Origin of the sequence: Streptosporangium sp. NPDC000563 (genome assembly GCF_040299985.1) — a bacterium.
GTDB lineage: Bacteria > Actinomycetota > Actinomycetes > Streptosporangiales > Streptosporangiaceae > Streptosporangium.
In genome coordinates this window covers 93,388-113,560 of record NZ_JBEPDA010000006.1, presented here as the reverse complement: position 1 = coordinate 113,560, position 20,173 = coordinate 93,388, and the positions used below count along the sequence as shown (strand labels likewise).

General features: G+C 69.1%; 16 protein-coding genes. 8 read left to right on the top strand and 8 right to left on the bottom strand.

Annotation, left to right across the window (positions count from 1 at the left end; genetic code table 11):
• Positions 1 to 115: 115 nt before the first annotated feature.
• A complete protein-coding gene (locus ABT352_RS17635; RefSeq protein ID WP_350945896.1) occupies positions 116 to 1,408 on the bottom strand; it encodes an ABC transporter substrate-binding protein in 1,293 nt (430 codons plus the stop codon).
• Between the two features lie 585 nt (positions 1,409 to 1,993).
• On the opposite strand from ABT352_RS17635, the gene ABT352_RS17630 reads away from it, so the two are divergent.
• The gene (locus tag ABT352_RS17630) at positions 1,994 to 2,368 is read left to right on the top strand and encodes an FKBP-type peptidyl-prolyl cis-trans isomerase (protein ID WP_350925951.1); all 375 of its coding nucleotides are present in this window, start codon (positions 1,994 to 1,996) and stop codon (positions 2,366 to 2,368) included.
• 288 nt (positions 2,369 to 2,656) lie between these two features.
• On the top strand, positions 2,657 to 4,183 hold the full coding sequence (locus ABT352_RS17625) for an ATP-dependent DNA ligase (RefSeq protein ID WP_350945895.1): 1,527 nt from the start codon (positions 2,657 to 2,659) through the stop codon (positions 4,181 to 4,183).
• A gap of 112 nt (positions 4,184 to 4,295) precedes the next feature.
• On the opposite strand, the gene ABT352_RS17620 is transcribed toward ABT352_RS17625, so the two are convergent.
• Positions 4,296 to 4,934, bottom strand: a complete 639-nt coding sequence (locus tag ABT352_RS17620; protein WP_350945894.1) for a DUF1707 and DUF4870 domain-containing protein — start codon at positions 4,932 to 4,934, stop codon at positions 4,296 to 4,298.
• A gap of 145 nt (positions 4,935 to 5,079) precedes the next feature.
• Between ABT352_RS17620 and ABT352_RS17615 the strand changes: the two genes are divergently transcribed.
• From ABT352_RS17615 to ABT352_RS17590, 6 genes are all read left to right on the top strand, one after another.
• The gene (locus tag ABT352_RS17615; protein WP_350945893.1) at positions 5,080 to 5,418 is read left to right on the top strand and encodes a hypothetical protein; all 339 of its coding nucleotides are present in this window, start codon (positions 5,080 to 5,082) and stop codon (positions 5,416 to 5,418) included.
• A 616-nt stretch (positions 5,419 to 6,034) separates the two neighbouring features.
• A complete protein-coding gene (locus tag ABT352_RS17610) occupies positions 6,035 to 8,137 on the top strand; it encodes an AfsR/SARP family transcriptional regulator (RefSeq protein WP_350945892.1) in 2,103 nt (700 codons plus the stop codon).
• Between the two features lie 557 nt (positions 8,138 to 8,694).
• Entirely contained in the window at positions 8,695 to 10,086 is a 1,392-nt protein-coding gene (locus tag ABT352_RS17605; protein WP_350945891.1) for an aspartate aminotransferase family protein, read from the top strand.
• Entirely contained in the window at positions 10,068 to 11,108 is a 1,041-nt protein-coding gene (locus tag ABT352_RS17600) for an NAD-dependent epimerase/dehydratase family protein (protein WP_350945890.1), read from the top strand. Before ABT352_RS17605 ends, ABT352_RS17600 begins: the two co-directional genes overlap by 19 nt.
• A gap of 66 nt (positions 11,109 to 11,174) precedes the next feature.
• Entirely contained in the window at positions 11,175 to 12,089 is a 915-nt protein-coding gene (locus tag ABT352_RS17595; RefSeq protein WP_350945889.1) for a UbiA prenyltransferase family protein, read from the top strand.
• A gap of 62 nt (positions 12,090 to 12,151) precedes the next feature.
• Positions 12,152 to 13,033: an AfsR/SARP family transcriptional regulator gene (locus ABT352_RS17590; protein ID WP_350945888.1), complete on the top strand. Its 882-nt coding sequence runs from the start codon at positions 12,152 to 12,154 to the stop codon at positions 13,031 to 13,033.
• 54 nt (positions 13,034 to 13,087) lie between these two features.
• On the opposite strand, the gene ABT352_RS17585 is transcribed toward ABT352_RS17590, so the two are convergent.
• The 6 genes from ABT352_RS17585 to ABT352_RS17560 form a co-directional block, all read right to left on the bottom strand.
• Positions 13,088 to 14,236: an endonuclease/exonuclease/phosphatase family protein gene (locus ABT352_RS17585; protein WP_350945887.1), complete on the bottom strand. Its 1,149-nt coding sequence runs from the start codon at positions 14,234 to 14,236 to the stop codon at positions 13,088 to 13,090.
• Between the two features lie 172 nt (positions 14,237 to 14,408).
• Positions 14,409 to 15,443, bottom strand: a complete 1,035-nt coding sequence (locus ABT352_RS17580; RefSeq protein ID WP_350945886.1) for a glycosyltransferase family 2 protein — start codon at positions 15,441 to 15,443, stop codon at positions 14,409 to 14,411.
• A gap of 3 nt (positions 15,444 to 15,446) precedes the next feature.
• Positions 15,447 to 16,478: a glycosyltransferase gene (locus ABT352_RS17575; RefSeq protein WP_350945885.1), complete on the bottom strand. Its 1,032-nt coding sequence runs from the start codon at positions 16,476 to 16,478 to the stop codon at positions 15,447 to 15,449.
• A gap of 99 nt (positions 16,479 to 16,577) precedes the next feature.
• Positions 16,578 to 17,636, bottom strand: coding sequence for a lysylphosphatidylglycerol synthase domain-containing protein (locus tag ABT352_RS17570; RefSeq protein WP_350945884.1), 1,059 nt, complete (start codon positions 17,634 to 17,636; stop codon positions 16,578 to 16,580).
• A complete protein-coding gene (locus ABT352_RS17565; RefSeq protein ID WP_350945883.1) occupies positions 17,633 to 18,718 on the bottom strand; it encodes a glycosyltransferase family 2 protein in 1,086 nt (361 codons plus the stop codon). Before ABT352_RS17565 ends, ABT352_RS17570 begins: the two co-directional genes overlap by 4 nt.
• 18 nt (positions 18,719 to 18,736) lie before the next feature.
• The gene (locus ABT352_RS17560) at positions 18,737 to 19,963 is read right to left on the bottom strand and encodes an endonuclease/exonuclease/phosphatase family protein (RefSeq protein ID WP_350945882.1); all 1,227 of its coding nucleotides are present in this window, start codon (positions 19,961 to 19,963) and stop codon (positions 18,737 to 18,739) included.
• Between the last annotated feature and the right edge of the window lie 210 nt (positions 19,964 to 20,173).

Sequence of the window (20,173 nt, the reverse complement as noted above, 5' to 3'; positions counted from 1 at the left end):
CGTCACGGCGCACGGCGGAAGGCGTGCTGTTCCGCGGCACGGGACGCGTGCCCGCCACGGAACAGGGGCACGAGCCGGTGGCCGACCGGTGCCAGACCGGCCGGCCGGGGGACGACTACTTGATCCTGCCGACGTCCTTGAGCGCCTGTGCCCAGGCCTCCTCGGCGTTCTGCTTGCCCTGGTCGACCCGCTGGAGACCGTCGCCGATCGCCTGCAGGACGTCACCGGCCTTGGGACCCACGGGCTGTGGCTTGAGCGACTTGGCCGCGTCGGTGAAGATCTTGCCGATCGGCGCGTTGCCGAAGTACGGGTTGACGAAGTCCTTCACCGCGGGGTCGTCGTACAGAGCGGGCAGCGAGGGCAGCGCGCTCGCCTCCTTGAAGAGCTTGATCTGGCTCTCCTTGCTGGTCAGCAGGTCGATCAGTGCCGCGGCCTCCTTGGGATGCCTGCCCTGCTTGGGCAGCATCAGGTGGGTGCCGCCCTGGTTGCCGCCGCCGCCGGGGACCGCCGCGATGTCCCATGTGCCCTCGCCGGGCTTCTGATCCTTGATCGTTCCGGTCTTCCAGGCCGGGCAGACCATGGTGGCGAAGCTGCCCTTGGCGATGCCGGTGTTCCACGGCGGCGAGAACGCGGCGAGGTTGGCCGAGAGACCTTCGTCGATCATCTTCACGCCCGTGTCGTACGCCTTGCGCACGTCGGGGTTGGTGGCGGCGACGATGTTGTACTCGGCGTCGTAGAAGCCGATGGGGGCCTGCTCGACCATGGCGCGGAAGTGCTCGCCGGGACCGTCGGTGAACTTGGCTCCCTCCACCTTGCCCGCGACGAACCTCCTGCCCGTCTCGACGTAGGCGTCCCAGGTCGGCCAGAGCGCCGAGACCTCGTCGCGGTCGACGGGCAGGCCGGCCTTCTTGAACAGGTCCGGGCGGTAACACATGGCCAGGCCGCCGACGTCGGTACCGAGGCCCAGGAGGGCGGAGCCGTCGTTGGAGACGCCCAGCTTCCACTTCCAGTCGAGGTATTCGCTCTCGCGCCTGTCCAGGCCGTATTCCTTGAGGTCGTGGAACTTGTCCGGCACGGGGGTGAAGGCGCCGATGTAACCGCCCTCGACGGCGACCACGTCCGCGGCGCCCGCGCCGGTGGTCAGCTGGGTGATGAGGTTGGTGTGGTGGTCGTTGAACTGCGCGCGGCGCTCCACGATCTCCACGTTGGGGTGGGTCTTCTTGAACTCCTCGTACAGCGGCGCGTAGTGGAAGTCGCTGAACAGCCCGACGGTCAGCTTGATCTTCTCGGCCGGCCCCGAGGCCGGCCCGCCGCTCCCGGCGCCACCCCCACCGCAGGCGGTGAGGCCCAGGACCAGGGCGGAAACGGCGGCCGTCGGGGCGAGGAACCGCTGGCGTGACTTACGCATGGAACCCTCCCGGGGTCCTGATAGATGATCATGAAGAGAGCGCTCTCTGAGAGAGATTGACGCCAAGGGGATTGCCTGTCAACGGCACCGCCGACCTCGCCCCGCGCCTGGCGGTCGGCTTTTCACGGAAAGTGCCCTCTCGCTCTCTTGGACGTTTCCGCAGCCCAGATAGGTTTTGAAGTTAAATTTTATAGAAAATGGAGCGCTCCCACGAGGAAAGGTCACATTAAGGTCGCGTTTCCAGCGTGTTCCACAGGACCGCACCGGCCTCTTGACACCCCCCGCCGAGCGGGCCACTCTCTATCTCAGAGAGCGCTCCCTCACGACTTTCCCCCGTGGTCCCACCTGCCGCCCGCACCCGCGGCGCCACTGGTCCCCGCCTCGCGAGGTGATCCCGGACGGCCTCGCGTACGAGTGCTCGCCGCCCCCGTACGGGAGACCCCTCCCCTCCTCGGAAGGACGACTTCGGAAAAGACGACGCGGAAGCCACCTCGGCCCCCACGTCTCTCGTGGTGACGCCGGAAGCCGTAGAGTCGTCCGGCCGGTCGGAAATCGACCGGCGCGCATCCAACCAAGGAGAACCACGTGGCACTGGAGAAGCCGGAGATCGACTTTCCGGAAGGCGCCCCGCCCTCGGAGCTGGAGATCGTCGACATCGTCGTAGGGGACGGCCCGGAGGCCAAGCCGGGACACCAGGTCACCGTGCACTACGTCGGCGTTGCCTTCTCGACGGGCGAGGAGTTCGACGCGTCGTGGAACCGCGGAGACACCTTCCAGTTCCCGCTGGGCGGGGGCCGGGTCATCGCGGGCTGGGACCAGGGCGTCGCGGGCATGAAGGTCGGCGGCCGCCGCCGTCTCACCATCCCGCCGCACCTCGGCTACGGCAACGCCGGCGCGGGCAACCGCATCAAGCCGGGCGAGACGCTCATCTTCGTCGTGGACCTGCTCGGAGTGAGCTGACTCGGGACGAAACGACGCATGCGGGCGGGCCACACCGGCGACGGGTGGCCCGCCCCGCGTGTCCTGTCACCCCTCCGCCCCTACTGCCGTCCCGATCGTCCTGCACCGTCCCCCATATCCGGCACCGTGCCCTGCGTCCGATGTCGTCCTCTGTGTGCCCCGGTCTGGCGGCCACCTCACGTTCGCGAGGTTCGCAGGAAGGTCCGACCTCCCCGTGGGGCGCGATGACTCAGAAAAGCAGCGCCTCGCCTCACCGAAATACCGCTCGTAGCTCTTAAGCTGGCCATTGTGTTGTTGATCGACCTCGCGCGCACCTCCGCGGCCGTGACCGCCGTCTCCGCCCGGCTGGCGAAGACCGCCCACCTCGCGGAGCTGCTCGGCAGGGTCGAGCCGGACGAGGCCGAGATCGCGATCGCCTACCTCTCGGGAGAGCTGCCTCAGCGCAACGTCGGAGTGGGCTGGACGAGCCTGCAGGACCCGCCGGAGCCCCGGCTCGCCGCCACCGCCACCCTGCGCGGGGTCCACGACCTCCTCGATGAGATCAAGGCCCTGTCGGGCCCCGGATCGCAGAGCGCGCGCAGGACGCTGGTCTCCGAGCTGTTCGGCGCCCTCACCCGCCAGGAGCAGGTCTTCCTGTCACGGCTGCTGCGGGGCGAGCTGCGTCAGGGCGCGCTTGAAGGAGTGATGGTCGAGGCCGTGGCGAAGGCGGCCGGGGTGCCGGTCACCGAGGTCAGGCGGGCGCTGACGTTGCGCGGCTGGCTTCCCGCCGTCGGCGCCGCCGCCCTGGGCGGTGGGGTCGAGGCACTGCGTGCCTTCCACCTTGAGGTCGGCCGCCCGGTGTCGCCGATGCTCGCCCAGAGCGCCACCTCCATCGCGACCGCGTTCGGCAAGCTCGGCGAGCCGGTGGCCATCGAGTGGAAGCTCGACGGCGTCAGGGTCCAGGCGCACCGCTCGGATGAGCGGATCACCGTCTTCACCCGCGCCCTTGAGGACATCACCGCGCAGGTGCCCGAGCTGGTCGAGGCGGTGAGCGCCCTGCCCTCCCGCGACCTCGTCCTCGACGGCGAGGTGATCGCGCTGCGGGCCGACGGCCGCCCCGAGCCCTTCCAGGTCACCTCGGGCCGCGTGTCCAGCCGCACCGACGTGCCGCGCGTGCGCGAGAGGACCCCGCTGAGCGTCTTCTTCTTCGACGCGCTGCGGGTCGACGGCGCCGATCTGCTCGACCTGCCGGGTGAGGCACGCCATGCGGCCCTGACCGCCGCCGTGCCCGCGGAGCTGGTGACCCCCCGCCTGGTCACCGGCGACGTCGCGGACGGCGAGGCGTTCTTCAAGGACGCGATCAGGAGCGGCCACGAGGGCGTGGTGGTCAAGTCGCTCCTGACGCCCTACGCGGCCGGGCGGCGCGGCGCCGGCTGGATCAAGGTGAAGCCCCGGCACACGCTCGATCTCGTCGTCCTGGCCGCGGAATGGGGCCACGGCCGCCGCGAGGGCAGGCTCTCCAACCTGCACCTGGGCGCCCGCGACCCGGTGACCGGCGGATTCGTCATGCTCGGCAAGACCTTCAAGGGCCTGACCGACGAGCTGCTCGCCTGGCAGACCGACCGCTTCCTCGGCATCGCCGAGGGACCCACCGACGGCTGGACGGTCACCGTCCGTCCCGAGACGGTCGTCGAGATCGCCTTCGACGGCGTGCAGCAGTCGAGCCGCTATCCCGGCGGCATGGCGCTGCGCTTCGCCAGGGTCATCCGCTACCGCACCGACAAGACGGCGGACCAGGCCGACACCGTCGACATGGTCCGCGCCCTCATGCTCTGACATGTCTTCGCGCTCGTGTCACGTCCGTGGTCCGGCGTACCGCCGCACGGGTGCCACGTCCCTCGTGCGGCTGCCGTTCCGTAGGTCCTGCGGCCTCAGGACGCCGGAGGCGTCATTTAACGAGACGCAGGGTGAAGGGGTATCGGAAGTCGCCGTCGCCCGCCGCGGCCACGGCGCCGACCACGGAAAGCACCACGCCGCCGATCCAGAGCAGGGGCGTCAGGACGAAGCCGATGAAAGTGATCGCCAGCACGATGGTGGCCGCGAGCATCGTCAGCTGGAAGTTCAGTGCCTCCACCGAGTGCGCCCGGATGTAGGGCGACGTCCTGCCCGCGGTGAGCATCATGACGGCCGGACCGATGACGGGAAGGCCCGCCAGCGGGAGCAGGTGCGACGCCACCGCCCCCAGACGCTCCGCTCCGCTCTCCCCCCGGCCGAAGGGGCGTGCGTGATGACCGTACGCGACCTGACCCGCGGCGGGCGGGTAGGAGGCGGCACGGGCCGGACGCGTGCCGTACAGCTCGTTCATGATCGGGACGAGGTCGCCGTGGACGCGGGCCGTCATCGCCCGCTCCAGCCTGTCGTCGAACTCGGCCTTGTCGAGTCTTCCCTCCGCGTAGGCGGCCTGGACGTGCTCGACCACCCGCTCGCGATCCTGGTTGCTGACCCGAAGCCCCGCGTGACCGGGTCGAGGACCTGCCGCCGGCACTCCCCCGTACCCCGGGCCTGCTGGTGTCGCTGTGCCTGCCATGAGACCGATACCCTTTCTTCGCCGCTTCGATCTCAATGTTCGTCCAGATTGTCGGCCCGGTATATCAGGATGAACCCCCATAAGCCCCTGAGACCCATCCCTGGCCTTCCGCCACGGAACGAGCAGGAGAGGTATACAAGGAAATATGAGATGGCGAGATCGCTACGGGTTGAGGCGGCTACGCGGGCCGAAGATCGCGAAGTTCGACCGCGCCACGACCGACGCCGACATCGAGGCGCTCATCGCCTTCGCGAAGTCGCGCAAGAGCGTCGAGTTCTACGTCGAGCCCGAGACATTCGCGACGAACACCACGGCGGTGGCCGTCGCCGACGACGGTGAATGGACCCGGCGCCGGGTCGGCTCCCCCGCGGTGATCCGCAAGGTGGCCCGCGACCTGGCCCTGCCCGTCTACGACGTCCAGCTGACCGGTTATCCCCCCCGGATGAGGGCCTACAACGAGCGTCAGAAACGCGCCGAGGGCTGAGCGAAGAGAGCCGGGCTCCCCTCATCACCGAAACCGGGGAGCCCCGCGTGCATCCGCCGACACGGGGGCACGAGAGACCGGCGGCCCTCTCGTCGCCAGGGGCCGCCTCACTCTTACCGCGGTACGGACAGAGGGCGGCGGGATGACCGGCTGCGGTCCGCCGACGCGGCCGAGGATCACGTCGGCCGGATGACCGACCGGCCCGGGGCCACCGGCACTCGCGAGGAAACGCCCTCGGGCGCACGGGCTGCCGCCCGCCGAGCCGAAGGGCTCCCGGCGCTCGCGAGGAACGCCCCCATCGAGCGGCCGGCCCTGGTCCGCCGACGGCGCCGCCGGCACCGGTCGGCGCGTCCGGGACCCGCGCCGTGGCGCACCCTCTGACGATGCGCGACGCCCTGGTCAGGGCGGCCGGTCAGGGATGATCACACACACGGCGAGGACCGTCGCACCGGAGCGTGAGCGTTCGGGCGCGCCTGCCGCGTAATCTTTTTCTTCCCTTCAGGTGAGTACCCTCCGAAGGTTAGAGCCCACGATCATGAATCGCTATGTAAAAACGGATTTATACGCATTTGTACGGTTCATGTTGGCGCATGGTATCCGCTGAAGAGTGATGCCGATGGATTTCAAGATTCTCGGGCCGATCGAAGTGCGGGCGGCCAACGGGCAACCGATCACCCTCGGGAGACGCAAACAGCGGGTGCTGCTCGCCGCCTTGCTCCTCAATGCCGGCAAGGCGATCCCCACCCATCGAATGCTCGACTGGTTGTGGGGGGAACAGGCTCCCGCCAACGCCGAGTCGAACCTCTACACCTATATCTCCGCGCTGCGCCGGGTGCTCGGTTCGCCTTCCCGGATCGAGGCGGGCTCCAACGGGTACGTGCTCCGGGTCGCCCCCGATGAAATAGACGTGAGATTGTTCGAGGAACTCGCCGCCCAAGGGCGTCTGATGTTATCCAAAGGGCGAAATGACGTCGCGCTCGAACGGTACACCCGGGCCTTGGGTCTGTGGCGCGCCGAGGCGGTTCTGGAAGGGCTTTCCCTGCCCGAACCGTTGCGAGGCGAGGCGGCACGGCTGGAACGGCTGAGAACGATCGTCGTGGACGCCTCGCTGGAGGCCCGCCTCGCGCTGGGCCAGCATGGCGAGGTGCTTCCCGATCTGGAGGCGCTGACTCGCAGGGATCCGCTGAACGAACGACTCCGCGCGCAGCTCATGCTCGCCCTGTACCGTTCCGGCCGCCGAGCCGACGCGCTCGTGGTGTACCAGCACGCGCGGGAGATGCTCGCCGCGGAACTGGGTGTCGATCCCGGCCCCGAACTGGTCCGTATGCATCGGCAGATCCTCGCCGACGACTCCGCGCTGGCGGCGCCGTCACCGTCGGTCGCCGTCCGCCGGGTTTTCGCCCCGGCGGAGCTCCCGATCGCCTCGGCCGCCTTCACCGGGCGTGCCTCCGAGGTCTCCTGGTTACGGACGGCGCTCACCTCGGCGGCCCCTGGCCGTATCGTCGTCTCCGCGGTCGCCGGAGCGGCGGGGATCGGCAAGTCGGCGTTCGCCGTACACGTCGCCCACCAGATCGCGGAGCGGTTCCCCGACGGGCAGCTCTACGTGAACCTGCACGGCTCCACCCCCGACGTCAAACCACTGCATCCGGCCGAGGTCCTCGCCCGCCTCCTGCGCTCCCTCGGTGGCGACGACGTGGCCGTCCCGACCGACGTGGACGAGGCGTCCGCCCGATTCCGCTCGCTGACCGACGGCAGACACCTGCTGTTCCTGTTCGACAACGCTCGCGACGCGGAGCAGGTACGGCCGTTGCTGCCCGCCAGCCCCACCTGCCGCGTGCTGATCACCGCTCGGAGGATGCTGACCTCTCTGGACACCGTCGCGCATCTCCGCCTCGGCGTCATGGCCAAGGACGAGATGACCACCCTGCTGAGCCGCCTGATCGGCGGCGAGCGCGTCGCGGCCGACCCACGGGCGGCGCGCGTGATCGTACGGCTCTGCGGCGGCCTGCCGTTGGCGATCAGGATCGCCGCCGCCCGGCTGGTGGCGCGGCCGGACCTGTCGCTGCGAGGGCTCGCCGACCGCCTCGCGGTCGAGGATCATCGCCTCTCCGAACTGCAGGCCGACGACCGGGCGGTCCGGGCCTGTTTCATGGTGAGTTACCGCGCCCTGGAGGCCGAGCACTCCCGCCTGTTCCGGCTGCTGGGCCTGCTCGGTGGATCCGACATCAGCGTCGCGGTCGCCGCGGCGCTGGCCGATCGCTCGGAGGAACAGACCGCGGACCTCCTGGATCATCTCGCGGACGCCCAGCTCCTCGAGGTGCGCGACGCCGGCCGGTATCGCATGCACGACCTGCTCTGCCTGTTCGCCCGCGAGCGCACCCGGCAGGAGGAGACCGAGGAGGAGCAGGTGCAGGCCATGAGGCGGGCGCTTCACAGCTCCCTCGTCATCGCCTGCACCCTCGGTGACGTGCGCCACCGACGGGCCAGGAAAGATGCCAAGTTCGGCCACCTGGCACTCGGCCGCTTCAGCATGTCGCCCGACGACTGCACCATCGATCCCCGATGGCTCAACGCCAAGATGGCCGACCTGATCTCCACCGCGCGACAGGCGCCCGGCGCGGCGGGGGACGTCACCGGCCTGTCGACCGTCCACGGCGCCGCTTCGCGCCGGCCGCCGTGGCGATGGGAAATGAGCGATCGAAACCGGCGAGGGATCTGACGCGGCGGAAACAATCCTCGTCTCCAGCCGCCGTAATCACATAATCTGACGCGCCGGAAACCATTCTCCATGCGTCCGCGGGGGGCGCGGATTCAACGCGCGTTAAATCATTCCCAATCCCTCTCACCGTAAATATCGGATTCGGCGTGTCCGAAATCATCGCCACATCTGCGTAATGAGGCAGGGGATTCGAAAGGCGAATCCCCGGGATCACGTGCCGCACCGCTTTTTCGCACCCATGTCTCATCGAGCGACGCGTCGACCTACACAAACTTGTGTGGTGCGAGGTATAGCAACATTCATCACCATTAGCGACATCTCTCTCGTCTTCTCACATCTCTAGAGAGAAGGCCGGCATCTTGCACAGGAAGCTCCGGGGGTTGATCGATGACAGCGGTGGCACCACCGCGGGCACTCGACGGACACCCGCCTCGCGACGATCGCCATCCTCGAACCGAACTCATCCGTGACGCCAGAAGCTGAAAGTTTCAGAAAAACGCCAGGAAAGGGCGGACGTGTCGGAGTTAATCGGCATCGATGAGTGTGAAAACCTTACCGTGAAGCAGGTCCAGAACCTCTACGGGAAGTACGTCAGCCGCAGCCAGGTCAACCTCATGACCTCCTTCGGCTTCGGCCGCGAACTCGCCGAACGCGCCGAGGGCGCCTGGATCTGGACCCGTGACGGCCGCCGGATCCTCGACGTCACCGGAGGGGTCGGCGTACTCAACCACGGCCACAACCACCCGCGCATCCTGGCCGCCCGCCGCCGGTTCGCCGAGCGGGGGCGCATGGAGGTCCACAAGGCGTTCTTCTCGCCCTACGTGGCCGCCCTGAGCCACAACGTGGCCACGCTGCTGCCGGGCGACCTGAACATCTCCTACTTTCCGAACTCGGGCGCCGAGGCGAACGAGGGCGCCATCAAGATGGCGTACAAGTATCACGGCGGGCGGCGTAACACCATCCTGCGGTCCGACATCAGCTTCCACGGCAAGACCCTCGGCGCGGGGAGTCTGACCGGATCCTCGGAGAACTCGTTCCGGTTCCCCGGGCTTCCCGGCATCGTCATCCACCCCTACGGCGACCTCGCGTCCGTACGGGCGGCGGTCGACGCCGCGCGCACCCCCGACGGGAAATGCGACGTCTACGCGATCATGGTCGAGCCCTTCAGCGCTTCGAGCATGCGTTCCTGGTCCGAGGCCGACCTGCACGGGCTGCGACGGCTCTGCGACGAGCACGACATCATCCTCATCTTCGACGAGGTGTACACCGGATGGGGTAAGACCGGCAGCCTCTTCTACTTCATGCGATATCCGGGCCTGCTGCCGGACATCCTCGCCTACTCGAAATCGCTCGGCGGCGGGAAGGCGTCGATCGCCGGGTACACCGCCCGAGAGCCCATCTTCCGCAAGGCCTACGACCGGCTCTCCGACGTCATCCTGCACAGCACCACCTACTACGGGTTCGGCGAGGAGACCGCCACCGCGATCGAGGCGATCAACGTGATCGTCGAGGAGGACTATCCCGCGCGGGCCAGGCAGATCGAGCGCGTCCTGGGCCCCGGACTGGAGAACATCCAGAAGCGCTATCCGGAGGTGGTCGGCCAGGTGACCGGTACCGGGGCGCTGTGGGGGGTGTTCCTGACCGGCGGCCCCAAGGTGCTCGACCTCGCCGGCAAGCTGGCACCGGGCTTCTCCGGCGATCCGAACTTCCGCACCAAGCTGATCACCCTCTCGGTGATCGCGGAACTCTACCGCGAGCACGACATCGTGTCGTACTACAGCCCGAACGTCGAGAACCCGCTCGTCGTCGCGCCGACCCTCGCCATCGAGCCCGACGACCTCGAGTACTTCCTGGAGAGCCTCGACAAGACCCTGGCCAAGGGCCTGCCTCGACTGCTCGCCAGGTTCGTACGAGAGAAGGTGGGGTCACGGTGGCCTATCGGGTCGTAGTGACCGGCAGCGCCGGAATGCTCGGCGGCAACCTGGTCCGGCGGCTCGTACTCGCGGGCCACGAGGTGATCGGCGTGGACCTGCGCCCGCCCTCGGAACCGGACCCCGGATACGGCCACCGGGTCGGCGACGTACGGGACGTCTCGCTGATGACCGAGGCGATGTCCGGAGCGGACGCGGTCGTGCACTGCGCCGGCGCGCTGCCGAGCTATCCGGCGGAGCAGATCCACAGCCTGATCGTCGGCGGCACCCACAGCGTGCTGGAGGCCGCGCGCCGGGCCGGGGTGGAAAGAACGGTCCACATCTCCTCCACCGCCGTGTACGGGCTCCCGAAACTGGTGCCCACCCCCGAGGAGCATCCGCGCGAGCCCGTCGACCCCTACACCAGGGCCAAGACCGAGGCGGAGGAACTCGCCGACAAGTACCGGGCCGGCGGAATGTGCGTGCCGATCCTGCGCCCCAAGACCTTCCTCGGTCCCGGCCGGATGGGCCTGTTCGCGATGCTCTTCGAATGGGCCGAGGAGGGCCGGAACTTCCCGGTCCTCGGCCGCGGGGACGTACGCATCCAGATGCTCGCCATAGAGGACCTGGTGGATGCCGTGGCCGACGTCCTGACGGTGCCGGCCGACATCGCGAACGACACCTACAATCTCGCGGCGGCGGAGTTCGGCACGCTGCGAGAGGACTTCCAGGCGGTACTCGACACGGCCGGTCACGGAAAACGCGTCGTGTCGCTGCCCGTCCGGCCGGCCCTGACCGGGCTCCGGCTACTGGAAAGGACCCGGCTGTCACCGGTGTACGGACGGCTGGTGCACAAACTGCTCGCCGACTCCTACGTCAGCATCGACAAGGCCGGGGAGCGGCTCGGTTTCCGCCCCCGGCTGTCCAACCGGGACGCGATTCTCCGCACATACGCCTGGTGGCGGGAGAATCGCGGCGCCGGCTCGCCTCGGGGCGCCGGCCAGACCAGCCGCGACGCGTGGCGGCAGGGCGCGCTGTCCCTGGCGAAAGTGTTCTTCTGAAGTGACGGGGAAAGCATGTACGTCGTCGAATCGGCAGACATCCCAGAGCTCCCACAGCCCCGGGAGGTGGCACCGGAAGAGGCAGCGAAGGCCCGTCCACACCTGGTCACGGACCTCTTCAGGCTGATACGGCCGTCGCACGCGGCCAAGGCGATCCTCCTCGTGCCGATCGCGCTCGTCGACACCTCCCTGTGGAGCCTCACCGCGTTGGGTGAGATCGTCCTGGCCACGGTCGCGTTCATCCTCGCCTCCGCCGCCGTCTACGTCGGCAACGACATCGCCGACCGGCACCGTGACGCGCACCACCCCGTCAAGCGTCACCGTCCGGTCGCGGCCGGCCGCGTGGGGATCAGGCTCGCGTACGTCTACTGCGCCATCCTGCTCGGGCTGCTCGGCGCCATCGTCGGGCTCACCCCGGGCCCTTACTGGCCGATCCTCGCCTACCTCGTGATCAACATCGCGTACAGCGGCTTTCTCAAACACGTACCGCTGGTCGACGTGGGCACGATAGCCGTCTGTTTCGTCCTCCGGGTCATCCAGGGATACGAGGTGACCGGAGGGCGGGCCGCCGCCTGGTTACTGGTCACGGTGTTCTCGATCTCCCTGCTGCTCCTCATCGGCAAGCGGCGTCAGGAACTGAAGAGCGGCGCCGCGCACCGCCCGGCACTCCGCGGCTACTCGATGGAGCTGACCAACTGGCTGTTGCAGATCGCCTCGGTGCTCGCCCTGCTGTCCGGCCTCATCTACCTGCGCGACGAAGGCCCGTTCGGCCCGCAGTACGGCCAGACGGCGATGCTGCTGTCCACCCCCTTCGCGCTCTTCGCCCTCTTTCGCTACCTGCAGATCCAGCTGATAGACGACGACGGTGGCGACCCGGTCCGGATCCTGCTTCGGGACCGGGTCATGGTCGCCAACTCGGTGCTGTGGGCCGCCACCCTGGGTGTGACGCTCCTGCTCGCCCACCATCTCGTCCCGTTGTGAGAACGACGTTGTGAAAGCGGCGTCGTGAAAGCGGCGCGGTGAAAGCGACACGGAAGGAAAGAATGGAAGTCCGCATACTGGGTCCGGTCGAGGTGACCGTCGACGGCCGGCGTGTTCCCCTGGGACCACCGCAACGACGTGCGGTGCTGGCCGCCCTCGCGGTCGACGTCAATCATCCCGTGTCACTTCCGACGTTGATCGACCGGGTCTGGAATCTCCCGCCGGACCGGGCGACGGATTCGCTGTACGCCCACATCGCACGCCTGCGGCAGGCACTGACGGGATCCGCGGTCTCCATCGAGCGCCGCGGCGGCGGCTACGTGCTGGAGGCCGACCCGGAGCGGGTGGACGCCCACCGGTTCCACCGGCTCGCGAAGCAGGCGCAGACCCATGCGCACGACGACTCCGTCCGGGTCGCACTGCTCGCCGAGGCGATGGAGCTGTGGCGCGGCTCGCCGCTGACCGGCATCTCGGGAGACTGGGCCTCCCGGATGCGTTACAGCATCGAGCAGCAGTTCGTCGGCGCCGTCGTCACCTGGGCGCACGCGCACCTGCGGCTGGGACGACCTGACACGGTCGTGACCGAGCTCACCCCCCTCGTTCCCCGCTACCCGCTCGTGGAACCGCTCGCGAGCATGCTGATGCGCGCACTGTGCGCCCTGGGACGCACCGCGGAGGCGGTGGCCCAGTACGCGCTCCTGCGCGGGTATCTGGCCGACCACCTGGGCATCGAGCCGGGGCCTGAGCTGCGCGCGTTGCACCAGGAGATCCTGCGAGGCGATCACGATCAGCCGGTCTGGGCGGCCGGGGAGGTGGTCCTGGCCGGTGCCGACCACGGCGGTTTCGGCTGGGCGCCCCTCGGGAAGCCACCGCGCGCCGAATCGCTGAGCTGGACCCGTCCCACGGCCCACCTGCCCGACCGGGTGCTGTCCCGGAGGCCCTGACCGTTCTTCCCCGGTTCTTCTGAGAATCCCCGTTTCCTGGCGATTCCTCCCGGGTCAACCGCTCGTCGAGACGACCAGGCGCTGCCCGCTGTGGTCGGAAAGACCGTTCGACCGCATCAGCTCGTACCGGTGCACGGTGACGTCCGGTGTGGTGAACGCCCAGTCGATCCGCCACAGCGGCCGGCGGTCGTCCCAGGAGGTGGGGTAGAGCGATCCGAGCACCGGGGTGGCGTCGACGAGCCGGTCCGGCAGCAGGCGCAGGATGCCCATCGCCGGTGAGGCGTTGAAGTCCCCGGCCAGCAGGATCGGGTGCGGATTCCGCTCGACGTCGGCCGCGAGCGCGCGGAGGTTGGCCTGCCGCCGCTCGTGCTGGGTCCGGTTGAGGCGGCGGGGATCCGGGCCCCGGGGGAACGCGTGAACGGGCGAGTTGATGTGCGTGTTGTAGAGCGAGACGGTCTTTCCGCCGTCCCCGCCGACGCGTACGTCCGTGCGCAGCGTCTTCACCGTGGAGAAATCCGGCAGACCCGGGTCGGGAGGTATGGCCTTGTCGCGTTCCTCCGACAGCCACGGGCGCAGGTCGATCCCCGACCGCAGGACGATCGGGAACCGGGAGACCGTGACCAGTTCGCTCGCCGCGGCGATGTGATAGCCGGGGAACTCCCGGCGCAGCCTGTCCAGGTCGTCCACCCGAATCGCCTTCGAGTCCTGGCCGAAGTAGACGTACTCCTGTAGGAGATACACGTCCGCCTTCTGGTCGTGCAGATACCGGTAGAAGTCGGCGATGTCACGTGGCGGAGTGCCGGTGGGCGGCGGCATCGCCGCCCCGTTCTCCGGCCGCTGGTCCCAATAGAACGTGTTCCAGGAGAACACCGTGATCGCGTCCGGCGGCGCGGGTGGGGGCCGGTGCCACAGGGCCGCGAGGTTGAGCCCGCTCCCGCCTCCGCCGAGCACCAGGGAGGCGAGCGTCACCGCCGCGATCCATCCCCGTGCCCGGCGCGCCGGCAGGGCCACCGCGAGCAGCAGGACCGGGACGACCGCGAAGGCGAGCGGCGGCACGAGCTCGGGAACCTGCCACCACCACACCCGGCCGGACAGCACGCGATGGAGCACCACGAACACCAGCCAGGCGACCGGCGCGGACAACAGCGGCCAGGTCCTCCAGCGCGACCGCCACGCGGGCCGGGACCCGGCGGTCGCTGTCACGACCCGCGTATCGGTCATCGACGGTGACCGGGTCCGGAACGTGCGCGTGGCGCGCTCGTCGCGGTCGTCATGGGCGTCGCGAGCACCACAGGCGTCGTGAGCGGCGCGGACACCATGAACGGCGAGGACGTCGCGGATGTCATGAACGTCATGGGCGGGAACGGGCGAGCCGTCATGTCGTCGCCTCCCCGGTCGCCGATGGCCGCACGAGCAGCTCGGAATCGTAGAGCCGGCGGAACCTGGCGGAGCAGAACCACTGCGCGACTCCGGCCACCACCCCGGCGGCGATGGTCACGTTCACCACGAAATGCACCGTACCGTAGTAGAGCAGGAACAGCGGGCCGCGCCGCCGCAGCACGAACCGGTACATGCCGAGGTCCGCCAGGATCGACACGGCGAGGGCGAGGACCGGCAACACGGCACCGGCCGGACCGAGCGCCACCGCCGGCAGTGTGACCACCGCCGCCAGGGCGGCGAGACTTCCACCGGCCCGGTTCGAGGTCTCGAACCCGCGGGCGAAGCGCTTGCGCCGCGCGTACAGCGGCACCCGGGCGCGCCCCCGCCGGAACAGCTTGCGCAGCAACGTGAACAGCCGGTCGTCGTGGTCGTGCCGGGACCGCATCGCCGTGGTGAGCACCATGTCGTACCGCTGGGTGAGACGGTGGCCGTAATCGACCTCCTCGGTCTCGCGCAACCGGGTGTTGAACGGCCCGACCTCGTCGAACACACTGCGGCGCATCGCGACCAGCGCCGGGAAGAGAAACGAGATGGGCCCCTCGGAGCTCGCCGTCCAGTAGTAGTACTGCAGCGCCCGATACTCCTCGACGAGGCTGTCGCGGATCAGCGGCTCCGGGTCGTGGATGCTGCACACCGCCCCGAGCCGCGGATTCTCCGCGAGCATGCCCACCGCCACCTCGACGGCATCGGGATAGGCGGCCACGTCGGAGTCGACGAACACCAGGATCTCGCCACGGGTGCGGGCGGCGCCGATGTTACGCGCGCCGGCCACCCCCATGTTGCGCCCGGTGTGGACGACCCGGACACCGAGCCGTTCCGCGACCGCGACGGAGTCGTCGGTGCTGCCGTCGTCCACCATGATCAGCTCGATGGGCCGGTAGGTCTGCTCCCTCATGGCGCGCAGGCAGAGCTCCAGTGAGGCCGCGTAGTTGTAGTTGGGCACCACCACCGATACCAGCGGGCGGGTCATCGCTCACGCCCCCATCGCCGGCGCGGACGGGTTCGGCATGTCGTAGGTGCGCCGGAACCGGCTGGACAGCAGGCACTGCGCGACGCCGACGAACACCGCCACCGCGACGGTGACGTTCACCAGGAAGTGGATCGCGGTGAAGTAAACGGTGAACGCCGCACCGGCGTAGCGCCAGACGAAACGGTACATCCCCAGGTCGGACGCGATGGAGCCGATCAGCAGCACGATCGGCACAAGCGCCCAGAGCGGGCCGAACAGCACCGGCAGCACCACGGTGACCACCGCGAACAGGGCGGCGAGCGAACCCCAGCCGCGGCTGCTGTTGGTCGGGCCGCCGTTGAAGTCCGGTCGGCGAAGGTACAGCGGGATGTGCAGACGCGCGCGGTGGAAGAACTTCGACAGCACCACGCTCAGCCGGTCGTCGTGGTCGTGCGCGCCCCTGATCGTGGTGTCCAGCACGATGCGGTAGCGCTGGGTGATCCGGTGGCCGTAGTCGGCGTTCTCACTGTGGCGCAACGCCGGGTTGAGCGGACCCACCTCGTGGAAGACCCTTGTCCACATCGCGAAGATCGCCGAATAGATCGTGGTGATGTCGCCCGCGTCACCGGAGATCCAGTAGTGCAGTTGAAGGCTGCGGTACCGCTCCACGCGGCTGTCGGGGATCAACGGCTCGGGCTCGTACGTGCCGCACACCACCCCCAGCGTGGGATCGGAGGTGAGCAGCGCCACCGCGTTCCCGACCGTGTCCGGGGTGAGCGCCACATCCGAGTCGAGGAAGAACAGCACCTCCCCGCGTGCGTGCAGGACGCCGAGGTTGCGCGCCGCCGGCGCCCCGATGTTGGTGTCGGTGACCACCACCCGCACCCCGTGCCGGCGGGCCGTCTCCACCGAGTCGTCGGTGCTGCGGTCGTCGACGACGATCACTTCGATGTGCGGATAGTCCTGCCGTTCCAGCGCGCTCAGGCACAGGTCCAGTGTGCGGGCGTAGTTGTAGTTCGGCACGATGACCGAGACCAGCGGTCGCTGCTCATCCATGGTCGATGCCCCCTTCGGGTCGGCGGGCGTCCGTCGGCCGGGAGGGGACCCGCCCGGCGGACGCTCGCGCGCATTCGTGTCTTCCGATGCTTGACATGGCTACTTGTCTCCCGCCGGTGCCGCTGCCGCTCCGGCCTCCGTCGCCGGCTCCGTCGCCTGCTCTGTCACCCGCTCCGGTTCCGGTTCCGCCGGAGCGGCCGGAGCGCGCCTGATGGCGACCTCGGCCACCGCCAGCGCCGCCGCTCCCAAGGCCACCTCGCCGACCGTGGAGACCAGCCGGCTCGCCACCGCCACCACCGCGGCGGCCGGCGCGGGCAGCACCACCGTCAGGGCGGCGGTCAGCACCGCCTCGCGGACACCGATCCCGTCGGGCAGCACGACCGTCAGCATTCCGACCGTCGTGGCCAGGGTGAACGCGCCCACGCACAGTCCCAGGGACCGCACGGGGTCGGCCCCCATCGCGACCGCGAGCAGCCACAGGTGCAGGCCGGTGACCGTCCACGACACCGCCTGCGAGACGACGGCCAGCCGTATCCCACGTGCCGACGCCGACCTGGTCGGGTCCGGCCGGCGCAGCAACCGCAGCAGCAGGTGCGCGCCGTGGTTGACCAGTTGCGGTCGTACCAGCACGACCACGACCAGCACCGTCGCCGCCGCCACCAGCCATACCACCTGGGTGCCGAGCATGTGCACGCCCGCGAGCAGCCCGATCGTGAGCCCGGTCAGCAGGACGAGGCTCATGCTCAGCGCCGCCGTGCTCATCAACCGCCCGAAACCGACGCCGTTGGCCGTGGCCACCTTGGTCGCGGCGATCAGGCCCGGCACCTTCCCCGGCACGTACTTGCTGAGGAACGTCACGAAGAAGACGCGCGCCACCCGTGGTTCGCTCACCGGCGGGCCGAGCTCGAACAGCACCGCCCGCCACGCCAGATAGCCGAATCCCAGCCCGACCATGCTGATCAGCAACGCACCGGCGAGCAGGAGGCCGATCCGCCCGCCGTCGCTCCCGGCGAGCATGACCGAGACCACGCTCCAGTCCTGCCCGGCCAGTGCCGTCGCCACCGCGCCCACCAGGACCAGGGCGAACGCCGCCATCAGGGCGCGCACGAGTGCGCGAGGCGGACGCCACGACGGGCGCCACGACCGGATCACGCTCACTCGGGCGCACCGGCCGAGGAGACCGTGGTCAGGCCGGTCTTGGCCGGGTGCCCCTGGCGGCGGAGCAGCTCGAAGACGAGCCGTGGCAGCCCCGCGCCGGCTCCGAGGAAGAACGCCGTGTGATAGCAGAACTGCATCGAGGCCATGAGCAGCGCGAAGCCCGCGCCCCGGTAGCGGTAGGAGTATCGGAGGAAGTCACGGTTCACCGTCACGAACGCCGCCAGCAGCAGCGCGAGCACCAGGAGCAGCCACGGCGCGAGGAGGACGAACGGCAGCGTGAACAGGCTCAGCGCCGCCGAGACGGAGGAGATCCGTGGCGGCAGGCGGCGGGTGCGCGGTTCCGGCCCGATCATGTCCAGCCGGAATCCGATCGTGTCGTCGTCGTACAGCCGCCGCGCCCTCAACATGATCACCGGCAGGGTGCTGGCCCTGACGAACCGCTCCCACATGCACTCCCAGAACCGGTCGACATCGTCCGCCCTGGTGACCACGGTCGCGGTCACCACCAGCCGGTACTTGGACGGCACCCGGTTGCCGAACTCGAAGTCCTCACCGTCGCGCAACCGCTCGTCCAGCCCGCCCGCCTCGCGGAAGACCGTGCGCGGGATCAGCGAGTTGGACAGGAACGTGGACACCGCCCGCTGGCGGTCGAAGTGCTCGGAGAAGACGCGGTAGCGCTCCACCGGGCCGTCGTCGAAGAGCGGCTCCTTGTCGTAGATCCCCTGGACCATGCCGCAGTCGGGCGTGTCCCGATAGGCGCGCACCGCGTTCTGTACGGCGTCCGGAGCCAGCGCCGTGTCGGAGTCCACGAAGAAGAGCAGGGGCGAGCCGCTGGCGTCCACCCCGGCGTTGCGCGCCGCCGAAGGCCCCCGGTTGCTCGGCAGTTCGATGATCGTGCACGGGAACTCCCGCGCGATCTCCAACGAGCCGTCCGTGCTGCGATCGTCGACCACGATCACCTCGGCCGGGGGGTGGGTCTGCGCGTAGACCGCCTCCAGGCAGGCTCGGAGGGTCTTCTTCTTGTTGTAGTTCGGCACGATGACCGCGACGTCCTCGGGCCGCGCCGTCGCCGGTTCCGTCATCTGAACTCCTTCTGCGGCTCAGTGGCCAACCGATAGAACCGTTTGTTGAGGGCGGTGGTCGGACAGTCCGGCCGATCCGGGCATCTCGTAGCGGTGCACGAGGAGGTCCGGCGTGGTGAGCACCCAGTCGATCCGCCAGAGTTCGCCGACTCCCGCGAGGTAGGTGACCGGGTAGAGGGACGGCAGCGCCCGGGTGTGATCGACCAGCTTCTCCGGCAGCAGCCGGAGCATCCCCATCGCCGGGGTGGTGTTCAGATCGCCGCCGAGCATCACCGGATGGTCGTTGGCCTCGATGTCCGCGCGAAGCGCCCGATAGCTCGCCTCCCGCCGGCTGTGGGCGTACTGGTTGGAGTCACGGGCCTCGCCGTCGTACAGCCGCCACTCAATCGGAGGCTGGTTGATCTGCGTGTTGTAGAAGGAGACGACCGTGCCGTTCACCTGGATGTCGGTGCGCAGCGTCTCGACCGTGTAGGAGGTCGGCCAGTCCCGCATCACCTCCGGCACCGCCTTCTGGTCGTCGGGCAGCCACCGCGTGATGTCGAGCCCGCGCTCCCCGACGATGGGGAGCCGGGAGAGCGTGATCAGCTCCCCGGACGTCGCGACCTGGTATCCGGGGAACTCGCGCCGCAGCTCCGGCAGTTTGTCGATGCGGAGTGCCATGTCGGCGGTCCACTTCGACGTCATCATGTCCCCCGCCGAGGTGTCGACGTACAGATACTCCGAGAGCAGGTAGACGTCCGCGTCCATCTCGCGCAGGTAGTCGTAGAAGTCGGGGGAATAGCGGTTTCCGTCGGAGGTGCGCCAATCCTGGTCCCAGAACTCGGTGTTCCAGGTGACCACGGTGATCGCCCCGGGCGGTGCGGGCGGTGGGGTGTACCAGAGGGTCGCCACGTTGATCCCGCTCCGTCCCGCGCCGAGCACCAGGGTGAACACCAGCACCGAGATGACCCGCCAGCGGACCGGGCGCGCCAGCGGCGCCACCACCAGCACCAGAACCGGCACCGCCACGAACATGAACGGCGGCATCAGGTCGAGCGGGGCCCACAGCGAGGTGCGGCCGCTCACCAGCAGATGCACGACCACGAACAGCAGCCACCCCGTGGTGGCGGTCACCACCAGCCGGGTGCCCAGGCACCAGCGTCGCCGCGGCCGGATGAACCGACCGAGGCGAGCCCACCGGCCGGCCGGCTTCTCCGGGGGGACCTCCGTGGGCTGATCCTCGGTCAAGATGTCCCGGTCGCCCATCAGCACACCACCTCGGCACGTAGGTCAGGCCGGCGACAGCCATTGAAGATCCGCGATCACTTCCAGCGGTACCTCAACGTACTGACCGGTTCTTGTCGCTTCCTTGTCGTCCGCGCCCGCAGAATCAACCTCGACGCGGACCACGCGGGCCGCCGCACAGGCCGCGCGGAAAGAGAACCGTACGACGCGGCGAACCGGACGACAAGAATG